14 protein-coding genes are annotated in these 18,620 nt (G+C 40.4%); 6 read left to right on the top strand and 8 right to left on the bottom strand.

The genetic code is table 11. The annotated features are described in order from the left end of the window. Positions 1 to 183: 183 nt before the first annotated feature. From EL17_RS15420 to EL17_RS15410, 3 genes are all read right to left on the bottom strand, one after another. Positions 184 to 813, bottom strand: a complete 630-nt coding sequence (locus tag EL17_RS15420) for a sterol desaturase family protein (protein WP_035075987.1) — start codon at positions 811 to 813, stop codon at positions 184 to 186. A 144-nt stretch (positions 814 to 957) separates the two neighbouring features. Beyond that, positions 958 to 2,094, bottom strand: a complete 1,137-nt coding sequence (bshA, locus tag EL17_RS15415) for an N-acetyl-alpha-D-glucosaminyl L-malate synthase BshA (protein WP_035075984.1) — start codon at positions 2,092 to 2,094, stop codon at positions 958 to 960. Between the two features lie 118 nt (positions 2,095 to 2,212). Further along, a complete protein-coding gene (locus EL17_RS15410; protein ID WP_035075982.1) occupies positions 2,213 to 5,197 on the bottom strand; it encodes a glycoside hydrolase family 3 N-terminal domain-containing protein in 2,985 nt (994 codons plus the stop codon). 172 nt (positions 5,198 to 5,369) lie between these two features. Between EL17_RS15410 and EL17_RS15405 the strand changes: the two genes are divergently transcribed. From EL17_RS15405 to EL17_RS15390, 4 genes are read left to right on the top strand one after another with little or no spacing between them, the layout of a single operon-like run. Next, on the top strand, positions 5,370 to 5,777 hold the full coding sequence (locus EL17_RS15405; protein ID WP_035075981.1) for a hypothetical protein: 408 nt from the start codon (positions 5,370 to 5,372) through the stop codon (positions 5,775 to 5,777). Then, a complete protein-coding gene (gene mutL / locus EL17_RS15400; protein ID WP_035075979.1) occupies positions 5,774 to 7,636 on the top strand; it encodes a DNA mismatch repair endonuclease MutL in 1,863 nt (620 codons plus the stop codon). The genes EL17_RS15405 and mutL overlap by 4 nt, the downstream gene beginning before the upstream one ends. Positions 7,637 to 7,642: 6 nt before the next feature. Beyond that, complete coding sequence (locus EL17_RS15395; protein WP_035075976.1) at positions 7,643 to 8,434, top strand: rhomboid family intramembrane serine protease; 792 nt, start codon at positions 7,643 to 7,645, stop codon at positions 8,432 to 8,434. A gap of 8 nt (positions 8,435 to 8,442) precedes the next feature. Beyond that, positions 8,443 to 9,342: a rhomboid family protein gene (locus EL17_RS15390; protein ID WP_035075974.1), complete on the top strand. Its 900-nt coding sequence runs from the start codon at positions 8,443 to 8,445 to the stop codon at positions 9,340 to 9,342. Between the two features lie 155 nt (positions 9,343 to 9,497). Here the strand turns inward: EL17_RS15390 and EL17_RS15385 are convergent, their stop codons facing one another. Then, positions 9,498 to 9,968 carry a porin family protein gene (locus EL17_RS15385; protein WP_035075972.1) on the bottom strand — a complete coding sequence of 157 codons (471 nt, stop codon included), beginning with the start codon at positions 9,966 to 9,968 and terminating at the stop codon, positions 9,498 to 9,500. A gap of 91 nt (positions 9,969 to 10,059) precedes the next feature. Next, entirely contained in the window at positions 10,060 to 11,127 is a 1,068-nt protein-coding gene (rlmN, locus tag EL17_RS15380) for a 23S rRNA (adenine(2503)-C(2))-methyltransferase RlmN (RefSeq protein ID WP_035075970.1), read from the bottom strand. A 155-nt stretch (positions 11,128 to 11,282) separates the two neighbouring features. Here rlmN and EL17_RS15375 point away from each other — a divergent pair, with 155 nt between their 5' ends. Next, positions 11,283 to 12,413 (top strand): App1 family protein, encoded by a 1,131-nt coding sequence (locus tag EL17_RS15375; RefSeq protein WP_035075959.1) that lies wholly within the window; start codon positions 11,283 to 11,285, stop codon positions 12,411 to 12,413. 191 nt (positions 12,414 to 12,604) lie between these two features. Continuing rightward, positions 12,605 to 15,217, top strand: a complete 2,613-nt coding sequence (gene clpB, locus EL17_RS15370; protein ID WP_035075956.1) for an ATP-dependent chaperone ClpB — start codon at positions 12,605 to 12,607, stop codon at positions 15,215 to 15,217. A gap of 153 nt (positions 15,218 to 15,370) precedes the next feature. Here clpB and EL17_RS15360 read toward each other — a convergent pair whose 3' ends face one another. The 3 genes from EL17_RS15360 to EL17_RS15350 form a co-directional block, all read right to left on the bottom strand. Then, complete coding sequence (locus tag EL17_RS15360; RefSeq protein ID WP_240486003.1) at positions 15,371 to 15,835, bottom strand: RidA family protein; 465 nt, start codon at positions 15,833 to 15,835, stop codon at positions 15,371 to 15,373. 265 nt (positions 15,836 to 16,100) lie between these two features. Continuing rightward, positions 16,101 to 17,318, bottom strand: a complete 1,218-nt coding sequence (locus EL17_RS15355) for a glycoside hydrolase family 57 protein (RefSeq protein ID WP_035075947.1) — start codon at positions 17,316 to 17,318, stop codon at positions 16,101 to 16,103. After that, positions 17,315 to 18,601: a glycosyltransferase family 4 protein gene (locus tag EL17_RS15350; protein ID WP_035075944.1), complete on the bottom strand. Its 1,287-nt coding sequence runs from the start codon at positions 18,599 to 18,601 to the stop codon at positions 17,315 to 17,317. Before EL17_RS15350 ends, EL17_RS15355 begins: the two co-directional genes overlap by 4 nt. Positions 18,602 to 18,620 lie beyond the last annotated feature (19 nt).

Genomic DNA, 18,620 nt, shown 5'->3' with positions numbered 1-18,620 from the left:
GAATGGACTTTTGAAATGTATAGGGCATAACAAGTGATATTGGACTAGAGGTATTATTATCAGACAGGCAGAATAAAAAGCACGGAAATCAATGCACCATATTATACATAAAGATAAGTGGATAAACTGTCCGTAGCTTTATAAAGAACAAAAAAAGCCTTCTTATTAAGGAAGGCTTTACATTTATTTTTCTCTTTTCGGCATAGTTCCCAACAGTAGGTCCCATAGGGGAGAGCTCACGCCAAAAGCGACATCTGGATCTTTGTAATGGTGGATAGCATGGTTTACCCACAGTACCTTAAGAAAATTCTTTGGTGGCTGATAAGCATGAACGACATAGTGTACACCTAGATAAAGGGAGTATCCGATCAGAAATCCAGGTAAGAAATACATCGCATAATCTCCCATTATGAGTGTAAATACTACATAAAATATCAGTGCATATAACGCACTGATAAAAGGAGGCATGGCCAGTCGGTCCTTGTCTTTGGGATAATCATGGTGTACGCCGTGGGTAGAGTACTGTATTTTGTCTTTTATAGCAGTGTCCGGTTCCATGTGGAAGAGATACTTATGCATCATGTATTCTACAAGGGTAAAGGCCAGTAACCCCAATGCTGATATGGCCAAGCCTAATCCCAAGCCTATATTTGTACTGACTATAGCATAGTACAGAGATATAGAGCCTATTACCATAAACATCGTAATCGGAATGCTTATATGTGTGCGAGACATTCTTTCCAATACCGGATTTTCAAACATTCTTACAGAGCCATTGTTATCAGGTCTATCCAGTCTTCCAATTTTTCTCATAACATGTACATTAAATGATCAATAAAATCCATTATTTTTATGTAAGGCAAAAGTTTGATGATATTTTTTTTTAAAATTACATATAGCAAGAGAAAATAATTCCCCCATCTATCATTTTAATTTCTGATTTTTCTCAACAAATTGTCAGTGAACTAAATAAGTTGATTCAACTGTTTTTTTATAAAATGATTCATATATAGGTAAGATAATGGATACATCAAACTGTTTGGCTCTTTCCAGCGCCCTTTGTTTGAATCCCGGTAGGTTTTCTGGAGAAAGTATCTCCAATGCCCTCTTGGTCATCATCTCGATATCTCCAATTTTGCATACAAACCCCGTAACCCCATCAAGATTTAGTTCGGGTATACCACCTGCATCCGAGGATAGTACAGGTACTTCACATGCCATGGCTTCCAGCGCTGCCAAGCCAAAACTTTCTTTTTCAGAAGGGATTAAAAACAAGTCAGCCACCGATAGAACTTCTTCTACGGCTTCAAGTTTGCCTAAGAACCGTACGTCATCACAAGTGCCAAGTTCCCTGCATAGCCTTTCCATCTTATCCCTCTCAGGGCCATCTCCGACTAGGAGGAGCTTGACCGGTATTTTTTTCCTTACTTCGTAAAATACTTGGATCACATCTTCTACACGTTTTACTTTTCTAAAATTAGAAGTGTGTACGATCAGACTTTCCCCATGAGGACAGATCGCCAGCTTAAAATGTTCTTTCTTTTGTTTCTTGAATCGATCCAGATCTATGAAATTGGGAATCACCTCTATATCTTTTGTGATTTCGAAATGGTCGTAGGTAGCTTTTCTTAGGTCTTCGGATACGGCAGTCACACCATCTGACTGATTTATACTAAATGTGACCACAGGTTCGTAGGACACATCTTTACCTACCAATGTAATATCTGTTCCATGCAGTGTGGTGACTACCGGGATCTGAAGGCCCTGGCTTTTAAGTATCTGTTTTGCCATATATGCAGCGGATGCATGAGGTATGGCGTAATGCACATGTAATAAATCCAATTTCTCATATTTTACCACGTTGACCATTTTACTGGCCAGTGCAAGTTCATATGGAGCATGCTCAAAAAGCGGATAACTCTTTATATCCACCTCATGGTAAAATAGGTTGGCACTGAAGAAGTCAAGGCGTGTAGGTTGTCTGTAAGTAATAAAGTGAATTTCATGACCTTTTTTGGCTAAAGCTATGCCTAACTCTGTAGCCACTACGCCACTGCCACCAAAAGTAGGATAACAGACAATTCCAATTTTCATGTTCTATAAAAGTTTTATTGCTATACGTATACTCCTAATAATTCATCAAAGTTAACTGGTGATTTTAATAGGCTTCAAATAATAATTACCAATCAACACGGAAGTATTACTTTTTTGTTCATTTATTAGCTGTTATATTTTTAATAGGGGTGAGAAATGACCTATATATGATGTCATGTATATCTGTGCGGTACCCTTCTTTCAGTAGTAAATTATTTGTGGCGTCTGGATAAACCCTATTGGAAAGAAACACATAGATAAGTTGGTTTTCAGGATCGGCCCATACGGCTGTACCTGTAAATCCTGTATGGCCAAATGTAGATTTAGGTGCCAGTTTTCCGGCTCCTCCTCCTCTGTTAAACTCAGGTTCTGGTTTGTCCCATCCCCATCCTCGTCGGCTTTGGTCAGATTGTCTTTTAGTAAACTGTTGTATGGTTTTATTATTCAGTAGGAACACGTCTCCATATTTACCGCCCTGGAGCATCATCTGCATCATCACAGCCAGATCGTTGGCTGTGCCAAATAGGCCTGCATGGCCAGCCACGCCTCCGTACATGGCTGCGCCCTGATCATGAACGAATCCTCGGACGACAGTTTTTCTGAAAGTCCGGTCATCCTCTGTGGGGGCTATATTGCTGCTGTTTATTTTGGTCTGAGGTAGATAAGTGAGGCTATGGAGACCGAGTGGTTCATAGAAATTATGTTCCATGAAATCATTTAAAGGCTGATTTAACAATCTTTCAACCACTTTTTGCATGAGATACATGCCTATATCTGAATAGGTGTATTCATGCCGGGTTTTGCCTGCAGGTAGTTTTTTCATATCTGAGTTGACAGACCATTTCCATAAGCTGTCCGGAAGGGAGTTGATGGCAAACATCCTTTCGGCCAGCTGTATGTTATATCCTGCAGTTTCGTGGCTGCTGTAATATTCGTTTTTCCATTGTCCCCCGGACATAGTTTTAGTATGAAAGGGAATATAAGCTTGCAATCCAGCTTCATGCGACATGATTTCTTTGATTTTAAGTTTTCCCTTATTGGTGTCCTTTAGATCAGGAAGGTACTGTGAAATAGGCGCATTCATATCCAGTAACTGTTGGCTCTCTAGGAACATAGCTGCCTGTGTGGTCGCCATAACTTTGGTTATAGAAGCTAGGTCATAAACAGTTTCTGTAGATGTAGGGACTTTCCGGTCATAATCTAGATAGCCATATGCTTTTTCAAAAATAACATGACCGTCTTTTGCCACCAGTATCACCCCACCTGGAGTTGCTTTTTTGCGGATGGCATCATCCATTTTTTGGTCTATCTCCATCAGGGTGCGACTGTTCAGCCCTTGTAATTCTGGGCTACTATAGGCTATTCGTCCCAATTTATCTGTTTTTAAACCACTACCTGCAGACATGTTTTTACTGGCCGTCACAGGTAATCTTCCAGTGGCTGATCTGGCTCCAAATATTACCTGTGGGGCTAGCTTTTCGGTAAAGTCGTTTTCTTCATAAGCTACCAGTACATGGGGAAGGTCTTCCAGAAATTTGACCCCATAGCTGTTTCCAAACATGACGGTGATCACATTATACCTTTCACTGAGGCTTTTTACAAAATTGATATCGCTGTCTGCCAATCCAAAATTTCTTTTAGGACTATTGGTCATACCGGTTATAGCGACTATGATCGTATTGTAGGTGGAGAGTTTGTCCTCGAGTGTTTTATAATTCGCAGCAGTAGGGTTTTTACCTAAAGTAAAATGACTGACATTTCCGTATTTGCTTAGCTGTCTTTTAAATTCTTTGCCCTCATTGCCGCCGATTGTAATGGAGGCCATATTTAAGAGATCTAGATTTTTTAAAGGGAGGAAGTTATTTTTGTTAGCTACCACACTTATAGAACTGGCATACAATTGTTCTATATTGTTTTTGGTTTCGAAAGTACTGATTCTTTCTACAAGTTTATTTGTATTAATAGGTTTGTATGCATGCAGTCCACTCCAATATTTAGCCCTTAGCACTTTTCTGATTCTTTGGTCTATTTCCTGTTGGGAAATCTTGCCGTCTGCCACTGCCTGTATGATCAAAGCTTTTGCTTTAGGGACATCTTCTGAATATAACAGTATATCGTTTCCAGCCATCAGTGCCAAAAGGTCGACTTCGCCTGGTTTATGATACTGGCTTACCCCTTTCATGTTAAGTGCATCGGTGAAGATCAGCCCATTAAAATTCATTTGTTTTTTTAGAAGGTCCGATACTACATATTTGGATAGGGTAGTTGCTTTATTGGGTTCTTTGTCCAGGCTGGGGACATGTAAATGTGCCACCATCACACTCATCAGGTTGTTGTCTATAAGCTCCTTATAGGGGTAGAGGTCAATGTTTTTGATTCTGTCCTCAGAGTGCCTGATTACCGGCAGAGAATAGTGGGAGTCTGATTCTGTATCTCCATGACCGGGGAAATGTTTGGCGTTAGCCATTATACCATTTTCCTGTAGGCCTTTCATATAAGCCAGAGATTTACGTGTTACAAGTTCTTTTTGTTCCCCAAATGCCCTATAACCGATTACCGGGTTTTGTGGATTGGAATTGACATCTACCACGGGGGCAAAGTTAATATGCATTCCCAGCTCTTTAAATTGGCGGGCGATTTCGGCCCCCATATTATATATCAGTCTATCATCCTGGATGGCTCCTAAAGTCATCTGTTTTGGAAACTGGAGTACGGAATCCAGCCTCATACTGATGCCCCATTCTGCATCCATGGCTATGTAGAGCGGCGTACTGGATATAGATTGGTAATAGTTAGTAAGATGGGCCTGCCTTACCGGTCCACCCTGGAAGAAAATCAATCCTCCCAGTTTCTGTTCTCTTATTAATTTAGCGATTTCATCTTTGTGTTTTTGATCTTTGTTTGAATAGGCTGCTACCATAAATAGTTGGCCTAGTCTATCCTGGAAACTCATGCTATTAAAGACACTATCCACCCATCTGTCCTGGTTACGGGTATCCCTTGTAGCCAAAGGGTCCCTATCTTTAGGATCTTTTCTTTCAGCCAGTACTGTAAGTGAAATCATTGAAATCACAAGCAAGGCTTGCCAAACTTTTCTTTGCATGTAAACGTTAAATTTTTATTGCTTAAAATTTAAAATAACTTTGTATACTACTCTTTATTAAATATAATTCAAACTTACATAAATCCACACTTCGTACCTATTCGAATGTGATAAAGTGATGTAAGTTTATATAGAGTAACGTATCGTCAGTACAATTGAATCTAATAGCCGCATGAAACTTCCATCTATATTTAGAACAGCCACGCCTACCCGCTTTGATATCAAGCCTAGGTACTATGATAAAGTCAAAGAAGATATCGACCATCGTACAGCTAATGTAAAGAGAGAGCTGGAGGCCAAAGGCATCTTGCATCCCGATGAATATGGTAATGTCAATTTAGGCCAAAGGTACGGATCATCTCTTCGGGGTGCTTTTTCCCAAGGACAGATACGGCAAAGTAGTACGGGTGGTTTCTCCAGCGCGGGGTTGGTGAGGTTAATAATTTTTGTAATTTTGATTTTAGGAACCTTTGGGTACATCTATTATGGTAATGCTGCCTTATATCTGATCCTGTATTTAGCAGGTGGAGTGGCATTATTGGTGTTATTCTACAGGTTAAAGGATAGGATAAAAAAATGAGTGATATCATACAACTGCTTCCTGATGCAATAGCCAATCAAATCGCTGCTGGGGAAGTAGTTCAAAGGCCTGCTTCTGCGCTGAAAGAAATGATGGAGAATGCGGTAGATGCAGGTGCTTCCCAAATACAGGTATTGATCAAAGATGCAGGCAAAACACTACTGCAGGTAATTGATGACGGCAAAGGGATGTCATCTACAGATGCACGGATGAGTTTTGAGCGGCATGCTACTTCTAAGATCAGGACATCTCAAGATTTATTTGCTATTAAAACTTTTGGTTTTCGCGGCGAAGCTATGGCATCTATAGGTGCGGTAGCACAGGTGGAAATGAAAACCCGGCCCCATGATGCCGAACTGGGGACTTTGATCTGCATAGAAGGGTCAGAAGTCAAAAAGCAGGAGATGGTAGCCTGTGGTGCGGGTACCTCCATAGCGGTCAAAAATCTTTTTTACAACGTCCCAGCCCGAAGAAATTTCCTGAAATCCAATCCGGTGGAAATGAAACATATAGTGGAAGAATTTCAAAGGGTAGCTCTTTCCTATCCGGATATTTCTTTTTCACTTCTGCAGAATGACATGGAGCTGTTCAAATTGGCCCCTGGCAAACTCAGCCAGCGTATAGTAGCGATGTTTGGTAAAAACTATCAAGGACAGCTGGTGGCCTGTAAAGAAGAAACCCCACATGTATCCATCCGTGGATACGTAGGCAAACCCGAACAGGCGCGAAAATCCAGAGGTGAACAGTTTTTCTTTGTCAATAACCGGTATATCAAAAGTAATTACCTCAACCATGCGGTTTCCAATGCCTATGAAGGGCTCATGCCGTCAGATAACTATCCATTTTATGCCTTGTTTTTGGATATTGACCCTAGCCATATTGACATAAATGTCCATCCTACCAAAACTGAAATAAAATTTGATGATGAAAGGACGATTTATGCAGTGGTAAGGTCTGCTGTCAAGCAAGCATTGGGTGCCCATAATGTAGTTCCTACACTTGATTTCTCATTAGATGTGAATTTTACGGAAACTTGGAAAAATGATGAATCTTCAAAAACTGAAGTCAGCCAGGAAAACTCCTATAAAAAATTTTCAACCCCTACTTTTAGAAAACAGGATGTAAGTGGGTGGGAAAGAATGTTTGAACAGAATGCTATAGAATCTACTATTGATTCATCCAGAAAGGCGTGGAAGCAGGAGGATTCAGAGGAAGAAATGATGACCTTTTCCAGTAAAGTTAACAATGAGGCTGAACTTACTGCCGCCAAGGAGCAGATACCGGCGAAGGATGATACAGGTGCAACGTTTCAGATAGAACTGACGTATATCGTGGCACAAATGGCTTCTGGTCTATTAATTCTAGATCAGCAAGCCACTCACGAGCGTATATTGTACGAACGGTATCTGCGCCAGCTTCAGAATACATTGGGAGCATCTCAGCAGTGTCTGTTCCCACAGAGTCTTTCTTTAAGTCCAGCAGATTTTGCACTGGTAATGGATCTGCAGGGAGAGCTCAATAGCCTTGGATTTGTCATCTCAGAATTTGGGGCCAATACGATTGTGATCAATGGTATGCCTGCAGATATTTATATCAATAACGAGAAGGCATTATTTGAAGGCCTTCTAGAACAGTTTAAGCATTTCAAATCAGAGCTTTCGATTGATAATAAAGAAAACCTTGCCCGGTCTTTGGCTAAAAAATCAGCTTTAAAGAAAGGGAGTAAGTTAAATGCTCAGGAAATGGTAACTTTGGTAGGTCAATTATTTGCCTGCCAAAACCCGAATTATGGGCTTTCAGGGAACAAAACCTTTATCAAATTGGATTTAAATAAATTAAACAGCTTTTTCTTTAGATAAAATTATATGTTCAGATCACTTACACCAGTAGTTAAGAATCTCTTATTGATCACTATTGGTATTTTTGTCATCACTTCTTTTGCACTGCCACAGCTGAAGAGCTGGTTTGCACTTTACTATATCCATAGCGATAGGTTTGAACCTTTCCAGTTTTTGACCTATATGTTCATGCATGCGGATTTTTGGCACCTTTTCAGTAATATGTTGGGTCTGTTTATTTTCGGTCCACTATTAGAGCAATTTTTGGGCGGCAAAAAACTTTTGGTACTCTGGCTGGTTTGTGGTATAGGCTCGGGCATACTATATTCAGGGTATACCTATTATAGAATGCATCAGCTGGATACCCAGGTAGAACAGTATTATGAAGATCCTACCCCAGATGAATTCAGTAGATTCGTATCTAAAAACAGGCATATGTTCAATCCAGGAATATATGATTTTATAGATGAATATAGCCGGAATCCCGAAAATGAACGATATATAAATTCAGCCAAAAATACGCTTTTAAGGGTGAGGAATAATGTGGCCAATATTCCTATGGTAGGTGCATCCGGGGCATTGTTTGGCGTTTTGATTGCCTTTGGTATGCTCTTTCCCAATACCCAATTATTTTTGCTTTTCCCCCCCATGCCGGTCAAAGCAAAATATTTGGTACTCTTTTATGGGCTATATACCGTATATAATATTTTAGTAAACAACCCTACTGATAATGTAGCGCATTTTGCACATTTAAGTGGTTTGGTAATAGGGTTTATACTTATCACTTATTGGAAACGAAGCAGAAATAGTTTTTATTAAAAAAATTTATGTACACAGGATTTTGGGACCAAATTAAAAATGCTTTTACCCAGCAGGGAAATAGCTTGTATAAAATACTTGCCATAAACTTAATAGTTTACGCAGTATTGCTGGTGGCTTGGGTGTTTCTCAGCTTAAGCGGAGCAGGGGATATCTATTATGCCATGAGGTCATATCTGATGATGCCTGCTTCTCCGTCTTATTTTATTACTCAGCCCTGGACTATTTTTACTTACATGTTTGCGCATGACAGGTTTTTTCACATCCTTTTTAACCTTCTGTTTCTTTATTGGTTTGGCCTGTTGGTAAATGAATACCTGGGTAGTAGAAAACTTGCCAATTTATATATATTAGGCGGTTTGGCGGGCGGCCTTTTTTATATGGTGATCTATAATTTAGCTCCCCTTTTCAGTGATGTGGTAGACCGGTCACTGATGCTGGGGGCCAGTGCCGGCGTATATTCGATAGTAGTAGCCGCAGCCACCCTTACCCCGAATACCACTTTCAGACTGCTCCTATTAGGTCCGGTCAAAATTAAATATATAGCCATATTTTATGTTTTGGTGGCTTTTGCAAATTCTGCAGGCAGTAATGCAGGGGGTGAACTGGCTCATTTGGGCGGTGCTGCCATGGGTTTTCTTTATGTGGTCCAGTTGCGTAATGGCCGTGATTTGGGCGTGCCTGTACAGGTGGTAGGTAGGTTTTTTGAAAGGTTATTTTCTAATAAACCTAAAGTAAAAGTCACTTATCGCAAAAAGAATTATGAATATAAATCAGAGCCTTTAAAAAAAGGGGAGATCACCTCTCAGGAAGAAATCGATAGGATATTGGATAAAATAGCTGAAAAGGGATATGACAGTCTTTCGAAGGAAGAAAAGAGAAGATTGTTTGACTTTAGTAATAAATAATGAAGGTAACTATCTGTAAAGATCAACGAAAAACGAAGGATGATCAGATCGTTACTTTGCTTTCATGAGTTTACAACCTGTTTACCATTTATATACATTAAAAAGCCCGATTTAGTCGGGCTTTTTGATTTAGTTGGTTTACTTAATAAGTAATTTTAATTTAGGATATAAACAAGGCCTAGTCTGAAAACCAATTGACCCTGATTTTGGATTTGGTATTTAAATTCAGGATTGAAAGCAAATCTGTCTGCGAACTTTAATACACCTCCTACGCCAATATTGGCACCTGCTGTGCTGGTTTTGGCATTGATGCCTTCCAGTTCTGGGTTGATCCAATTATTGGTAAATCCTGCCATACCGTACCACTGTAGAATATCTTCTGTAAAATAGTATCGAGCATCTATATTTAGATTGCTTGCCCTTCCTGTTTCCGGGAAATATATGGTATGGTTTGGTGCTATGGAGATCTTGTCAGTAAGGAAATATTCTGCACCGAGGTTAACACCAAAAAATTCGGTATTAAATGCATAATCACCTCCTATTTGAAGCCTGGCTTCTCCGCGGGTTTGGGCTTCTGCTAAAGAAGCCATCAGTACAAATGAAAGGATAAATAATAGTTTTTTCATATTTAATGTATATTTTTTTAAAAAGAATTGGGCGCAAAAATTAAACCATTTTCTGACTAATTTGTGCGTTCAAGCCGCTGATGGCAGTCACTCAGGGATTTAAAATGGCATCCACTTCGTTTTTATTGGCAAGTTGGCCACAGGCAGCATCTATGTCCTGCCCCCTGGACCGGCGTACCTTTGCTACTATATTTTGTGATTCCAAAATCCTGACATACATGTCCACTGCTTCCTGGGTAGCCTGCCTGAATTCCCCTTCGTCTATTGGGTTATACTGAATGATATTGACTTTGGAAGGAATGAGTTTGCAAAATTTTGCCAGCGCTTTGGCATGTTTTTCATCATCATTTATACCCTCCCAGATCACGTATTCGTACGTTACCTTTCTTTTGGTTTTTTGGTACCAGTATATCAGTGATTCGGCTAGATCTTCTATGGGGTTGACATCGTTGATGGGCATCAGCCTGCTGCGTGTCTCATTGATGGCAGAGTGGAGTGAAACTGCCAGGTTAAATTTCACTCCGTCATCAGCCATTTTCTTTATGATCTTTGGGATGCCTACTGTAGATAATGTTATCCTTCGTGGGGCCATATTAAGTCCTTCAGGTGAAGTGATTTTGTCTATGGCGGAGATGACGTTGCTGTAATTCAGGAGTGGTTCTCCCATGCCCATAAAGACGATATTGGTCAAAGGGCGATGGAAGTAAGTCTCTGCTTCATCTTTAATGGCTACTACCTGATCATATATTTCATCAGGATTAAGGTTACGCATCCGCTTAAGTCTGGCAGTAGCGCAAAAGTTACAGTCCAGGCTGCAGCCTACCTGTGAAGAAATGCATGCCGTGATTCTTTTATTGGTAGGGATAAGCACTGATTCCACGATCTTGTCATCAAATAACTTTACGGCATTTTTTATAGTGCCATCAGAACTATGCTGCATCAGATCTACCTTTACATGATTGATGGTGAAATTTTCCTTTAGCATCTCACGGGTACCTTTGGAGATATTGGTCATCTCATCAAAATTCTTTAGCGATTTTTGCCAAAGCCATTCATAAACTTGCTTTGCTCTGAATTTTTTATCTCCCTGAGTAAGGAAAAATTCTTCTAACTGCTCCAGTGTAAGTTTTCTGATGTCTTTTTTATTGCTGGTATCCATTTTGTAAAGGTAATAATAAGTCGTGGGATAGTAGAAGTTACTTTCTTGTTTTGGATGTGATTCCACTTCGTGGTAAAGCGAACATATAAATTATGTTTAAAGTTTTTTTAGTGGAATTAAAACTTCAAACATTAACTTAACCAAAATTCTAATCTATGTCTTTAAAAAGCTATTTTTTACGTACCGCATATTTTGTCAAGAGAAAGATTTCTGAGCTTAAACTGTTTGTCGGAATCAAATTAGGTTTTATAAAGAAAGTGATGATTATGCCATACAAAGGTTTTGGTAATGACAAAGAAGTGTATATCCTTGGCAGGGTAATGAAGGACCGGGGAATTCGGGCAGCCACCTCTGCTGACAGCAGTTGGCACAATTTCAAGATGATGTACAAAAGGTTTATGACCTGGACTATCCCTTATGCCCATGTTAAAGCCCGGTTTGCAGGGGACATTCAGGTGGTGCCAACAGACGAGGAGGGTTATTTTGAATTTCGTCTCCGCCCCAAACAGTCATTTGGTAAGAGTGATGTATGGCAGACTGTACAGCTGGAGCTCATAGATGAAGTAGTTCCTAGAAGTAGTAAAGTGCTGGGCGAAGGTAAAGTTTACGTTCCCGAAATTAATGCTCGGTATGGTGTGGTATCAGATATCGATGATACCATAGTACCTACAGGCGCTACCAGATTATGGACCATGATTAAAATTACTTTTTTGAACAATGCACTGTCCAGGCTGCCTTTTCCGGGGATAGCAGCTTTATATGATGCATTAAAAATGGGTGGAGATCTGAAGGGTGACAATCCTTTTTTTTACGTATCCAGCAGTCCGTGGAATTTATATGATTTTTTATCGGAATTTCTGACCATCCATAAGATTCCCAATGGGCCTTTAATGCTTCGGGATATAGGCCTTTCCCGTGAACATTTGATAGCTGGCAGTCATAAGCTGCATAAGCTGACTCAGATTGAACATATTTTTGAAGTTTTTCAAAATTTGGATTTCATTCTGATAGGAGACAGTGGGCAGGAGGACCCAGAGATATATCTTCAGGTAATAAAAGATTATCCCGGCAGGGTGAAAAGAATATATATCCGGAATGTTAGTACAGAAGCCCGGGAGAAAAAGGTGGTGGCCATAGCCGAAGAGATGAGGATGTTAGGGGTAGAGTTGGTTTTGGCCAAGGATACCTTTGAGGTGGCCGAGGATGCGGTAAAGCAGGGGTATATAGCATCAAAAAGTCTGATGGCTATTCGAAATCAGGTAGACGGAGCAATGGCCAATGGCTAGTACAGTTTTCTATTACATACCTTAGAAGATCCTGACAAAAAGTCACTTTTATATAGAATCAGAGTGTTTTATAGGTCATATTTTCCGAATTTCGTGCAATAGCCTGTTTGGATTTTATTTTGATGGAAAGCTATATATCGGAAATAGTGTGTATACCGAGATATTAAATAAAACCATCAAATCAAAAGGACATGGATTTCAAACAATTTACCATCAAATCCCAGGAGGCTATACAGAAGGCTGCTGAACTTACCATGGCTGAGCAGCAACAGGTAATTGAGCCTGCACATATTCTAAAAGGGATTTTTACAGAAGATGAAAATGTTACTGAGTTTATCTTTGGGAAACTCGGTGTAAATAAAAGTAGGATAGATCAAAATCTAAGCGACCTTATCAGTTCTTACCCCAAAGTCAGTGGTCAGCAGCCCTATCTTTCCAATGCCGGGAATCAGGTACTGAATAAGGCAAAGGATCATCTGAAGACATTTGGGGATGAATTTGTAGCCATCGAACATCTGCTCCTGGGCATACTGAATGGGTCGGAAAAGACTGCACAGCTCCTCAAGGATCAAGGTATAACCGAGAAGGCCCTCATCAATGCTATCAAAGAATTAAGAAAAGGAAATAAAGTGACTGATCAAAACGCAGAATCAAAATACAGGTCCTTGGAGCGGTACTCCAAAAACCTGAATGACTTGGCCAAAAAAGGTAAAATAGATCCTGTGATCGGCCGGGATGAGGAAATCAGAAGGGTCCTACAGATTTTGGCAAGGAGGACTAAGAATAATCCTATCCTACTGGGTGAGCCAGGGGTTGGAAAGACAGCTATAGTCGAAGGTCTGGCACAAAGGATAGTGAGTGGCGATGTGCCGGAAAACCTAAAATCAAAAACCCTTATATCACTAGACATGGGCCTATTGGTAGCCGGAGCAAAGTACAAAGGGGAATTTGAAGAAAGATTAAAGGCTGTCATCAAAGAAGTGACGGATTCAGAAGGGGAGATCATTCTTTTTATAGATGAAATCCACACTTTGATAGGTGCAGGCGGCGGGGGCGAAGGAGCTATGGATGCTGCCAACCTGCTGAAGCCTGCTTTAGCCAGAGGAGAGCTGCATGCGATAGGTGCGACCACTCTAAAGGAATATCAAAAATACATAGAAAAAGACAAGGCGCTTGAAAGAAGGTTCCAGTCTGTGATCGTAGATGAGCCTGATGCTGCTGATGCCATCTCCATTCTCAGAGGGATCAAAGATAAATATGAGCTCCATCATGGGGTCCGGATTAAAGATGATGCGGTTATTTCTGCAGTAGAATTGTCCCAAAGATATATTTCTGACAGGTTTTTACCAGATAAAGCCATCGATCTTATGGATGAGGCTGCAGCCAAACTAAGGATGGAAATAGATTCCTTGCCCCAGGAACTGGATGAGCTGAACCGGAGGGTCATGCAGCTGGAAATAGAAAGAGAGGCCATAAGGAGAGAGAAGAATAAAGACAAAGAGACAGTGCTGAGTAAGGAGATTGCGGAGCTTTCTGAAAAGCGCCAAAGCGTCAAAGCGAAGTGGGAAAGTGAAAAGGCCGTGATCATGGGTATCCGACGCGAAAAGGAAAACCTTGAAAAATTAAAATTAGAGGCTGAACAGGCTGAAAGAAGCGGCGACTATGGCAAAGTAGCTGAGATCCGATATGGAAAGATGGGTGAAGCTGAAGAAAAACTAGCTTCTTTTCAACGGCAATTGAATGAAATGCAGGAAGGTAGTGCTTTATTGAAAGAAGAAGTGGATGCAGAAGATATCGCTGCAGTAGTGGCCAAATGGACAGGTATACCCTTATCCAAGATGATCCAGAGTGAAAGGGATAAGCTGCTTCATCTGGAAGATGAATTGGGCAAGCGGGTGGCCGGGCAAAGAGAAGCGATTACCGCCCTTTCGGATGCTGTCAGAAGAAGCCGTGCCGGGCTTCAGGATCCCAAGAAACCGATAGGTTCTTTCATCTTTCTTGGAACGACAGGAGTGGGAAAGACCGAACTGGCGAAGGCCTTGGCGGAATATCTTTTCAATGATGATAATGCTATGGTAAGGATAGACATGTCAGAATATCAGGAACGACATGCGGTAAGCAGATTGGTAGGTGCACCTCCAGGTTATGTAGGTTATGATGAAGGGGGGCAGCTGACAGAAGCGGTGAGAAGAAAACCTTATTCGGTGGTGCTTTTGGACGAGATAGAAAAAGCGCACCCTGATGTGTTCAATATCCTCTTACAAGTATTGGATGACGGAAGACTTACCGACAATAAAGGCAGAGTGGCGAATTTTAAGAATACGATCGTCATCATGACTACTAATATAGGTTCACATCTGATTCAGGAACGTTTTGCTGCTATGGAGGATTGGAACAAAGAGCAGGTGATGGAAGATACTAAGCTTGAAGTATTTGATCTTCTTAAAAAAACGGTTCGTCCCGAATTCCTAAACAGGATTGATGAATTGGTCATGTTTGAACCATTGAATAAGGGAGTGATCAGAAAGATAGTCGATATACAGTGGAAAGAAATAAAGAGGCGGTTAGAAGAGTCCAATATTGAAATAGAAGCTACGGCAGAAGTGCTGGACCATTTGGGCGAAGTAGGTTTTGATCCTCAGTATGGTGCTAGGCCTCTCAAGAGGACCATGCAAAGGCTTATTTTGAATGAGCTTTCCAAACAGATACTGGCAGGTTACGTCAAAAATGATTCTGCCGTATTAGTGGACTTGGATGCCGATAATCAGGTTTATTTTAAAAATGTAGCTGATGTGCAGGTTTAATTCCATATGTCGGATGTAGATAGTATCCATATGAAATGGAAAAATGATTAAGATTATATTTATCAAAGCCCTTAATATTTATTAAGGGCTTTATTACTTCAGAGGAAGCATAAGAAATAATTTTTGTTAAAAATTGCAGGGGTATTTCTTTCATTATCTGACAGCTACTGCTTCTATTTCAATGAGCAGTTCTGGGTTGGCCAGCGAATGGACTGCTATGGTGGAACGGGCTACCTTATTTGGATTGTCTGCATTATTGAAGAATTCACCATAAGCCTTAAACCACCCCTCCCAATCAATTTTTCCGTCATTGTCTGGGGCAAGATACACCCTTAAAAAAAACACCTCATTCATTTTAAAATCGGCTTCAGCCAAAGTTTCCTTTATCCTATTGAGAATGCCTATACTCTGCTCATACATGTTACCATACTTTTGGTAGCTTCCAGGCTCTCCATTTTCATCTTTAACAGGTGCTACCAGTCCTGAGGTGTAGTAGTATGCTTTACCTTCAGGGATATAAACACCTTTGAGGATACTGGCCTCGGGCCGATCATAGCGAATGATGTCACTATTAGTTTGGATTATGTTAGCTCTTTGGCAAGAAATGCTGAGGAGCATAATTATAGATAAGTATATGATTTTGAGATAATGTTTCATTGATGTTTAATCTGATTATTTATACTTGATAGTAGTTGTCATCAATTCTATTAAAAATATGAAAGGGGAGTACTAAATGCAATCCCCTTTAAAAAAAAATTAATTACCTTGATGTAAGATGAGGGAACTGTTCCATTATCCAGTTTTCTTTCACCAAAGGAATGTGTAATAAGGTTAATAAATTTGCTAGTATTTAAAGCCACCTTACTTCGGGGTGGCTTTTTATTTATTTTTTGACAGTTTTTGGTTTCTTTACAGCTGTGGATTTAAGCCTTAAAATGAAATCGCTAAGTACATTCATATAATTAATAAAAGCCTCATATGGGTTTTCATATGGGCTGAAATAGGTATGAATATCGCCATCTGCAAAAAACTTTGTACACATATAATAGAAGTGGTCACTTGTCTGCAGGTATTCCCAGTCTCTCTGGATTTCCGGATCTTCGGATGATTTGACCAGTTCCTCCAATTCGTAAAGCCTGTCAAAAGCTTCATCTTGTAGGTCATTGCCCAGCCATGCGGTAAGGTCACGTTCTTCATCTGCCCATGATATAGGAATCGGTACGTGTATTTTTCCGACAGGAGGAATGTTTTCTACTACCTCTGAGGGGGTTGAAAATGTGAAATTGGAATGGTTCAGCACCGTATCAGGCAGGTGTCTCATAAATTCAAAAATGCCACTTTCCGCCCACTGGTGTTCCCCAAAGGTTTCATAATCCATAAATAAATTTAATGTTTCCTCTTCCTGAGGGATTTGATTGATCCAGGTTACGAATTTTTCTGTGGTCATTGGCCAGTCGGCCCAACTTCTGTTTGAAAACCTAAATGCAATATCATCACTGAGTCTGAAATTTTTCAGAAGGACCTTGAGTTTGGGTTCTATGGCATTCAGATAAACAAAATTGGGACTCTTCCAGCCCAATACATGCTTGGCACCTTCTGTAAGAATAGCTTTATAGCCAAGTTGGGCCACAGTGGCTCCGATCTCATCTGAATAGATTAATTCGGTGTTTCTGAATACTTTCGGGCTATAGCCATCAAATAACTCCTTTATTCGCTCCTGATGTTTGGTGATGAGACGAATGAATTCCTCCTTGCTTTTCAATCCGCAGAGCGAGTGGGTATATGTTTCGTTCATTAGCTCTACATGGCCGGTCTTGACGAGTTTTTGAAAACTTTCCAACACTTCAGGTGCATATGCTTCAAACTGGTCCAGAGCAGTGCCGGATATCGAAAAGCTGACCTTAAACTTTCCTGCATATTTTTCCACCAGTTCCAGGAGGAGGGAATTCATGGGAAGGTAGCATTTTTCAGCTACTTTGCGCATGATGCTTTTATTTGAGAAAGTGTCATAATAGTCATGGTCTTCTCCTATATCAAAAAAGCGGTACGGTTTTAATCGAAAAGGCTGATGGACTTGGAAATAAAAACAAATCGTTCTCATACGTTTTTGGTTAAGGTGTGTTGATAGGTATCCATGACTTTAAGGGCCACCTGTTCCCATTTTAATTTTTTAAGTTCATTGCTGCCCATTTCTCGAAACATCCTTGATATGCCATCGTAGTGCAACAAGCCAAAGATGGCATCCGCCATACTATCAATATCCCAAAAATCTACTTTTATGGCATTCTGAAGCACTTCTGCCACTCCTGACTGTTTGGATATGATCACGGGAGTATTGTGCCTAACTGCTTCTAGTGGTGAAATCCCAAAAGGTTCAGATACTGAAGGCATCACATATACATCACTGATGGCAAACATTTCGTCCACATCTCCTCCTTTCAGAAATCCGGTAAAATGAAATTTTGTAGCTATTCTAAGCTCGGCCACCCTATTGACCATTTTATGTAGCAGGTCACCAGATCCGGCCATTACAAACCGTACATTTTCATCTCTTTTAAGTACTTTGGCAGCAGCTTCTATAAAATACTCAGGTCCTTTTTGATAAGTGATTCTTCCCAAAAAAGTGACTATTTTTTCTGGGACTTTTTTTCGGGCCCCATGCTGGATGATGCTTGCATCTAGAACGGCATTATGTATTACAGTTACTTTTTCTTCAGGGATACCGTATTTGGAAACTATCGTGTTTTTGGTCAGTTGACTTACCGCTATGATATGGTCTGCTGCTTCCATACCGGATCTTTCTATTTCATATACCTGTAAATTTACATTTTTGCCTGTCCGGTCATATTCTGTGGCATGAACATGAACTACCAATGGTTTGCCGCTGATCTCCTTTGCGGCTATGCCGGCGGGGAATGCCAGCCAATCATGGGCATGTATGATATCATGGGATTTGTCTTTTGCTATCTGGGCTGCTACCAGGGCATAGCGGGAGACTTCCATCATCAAGTCTTTTCCGTATTTACCGCTAAAGCTAAACTGCTTGGCAAATACACTTTCGTCCACATCTATGCGGTCATGTAGGGACTTGTCTGTAAACCTTTCATACTCTTCCGGTCCCAAATAGGGGATTAAGAAGGAAGTGACTTCCAGATAAGTCAGGTTTTTCCATATTTCTTTGAATCGTCTTTCTGTGTAATCTATGGTGACTGAGCTGGCATTGACAAAATCTGCCAGTGGTTCTTCATCGCCCCATAGTTTGGGCACTACAAAAATGACATCGGTCTTTTGATGCATCATTCCCTTGACTAGACCATAGCATGCTGTGCCCAAGCCTCCGGAAATATGGGGTGGAAATTCCCACCCAAACATTAATACTTTCATCTATATATATTAGTTGTTT

The organism is Anditalea andensis (genome assembly GCF_000714815.1).
In the GTDB taxonomy this organism is placed as follows: domain Bacteria; phylum Bacteroidota; class Bacteroidia; order Cytophagales; family Cyclobacteriaceae; genus Anditalea; species Anditalea andensis.
Note: the sequence above shows the minus strand (reverse complement) of the source record. Positions and strands in the feature narration are given on the sequence as shown.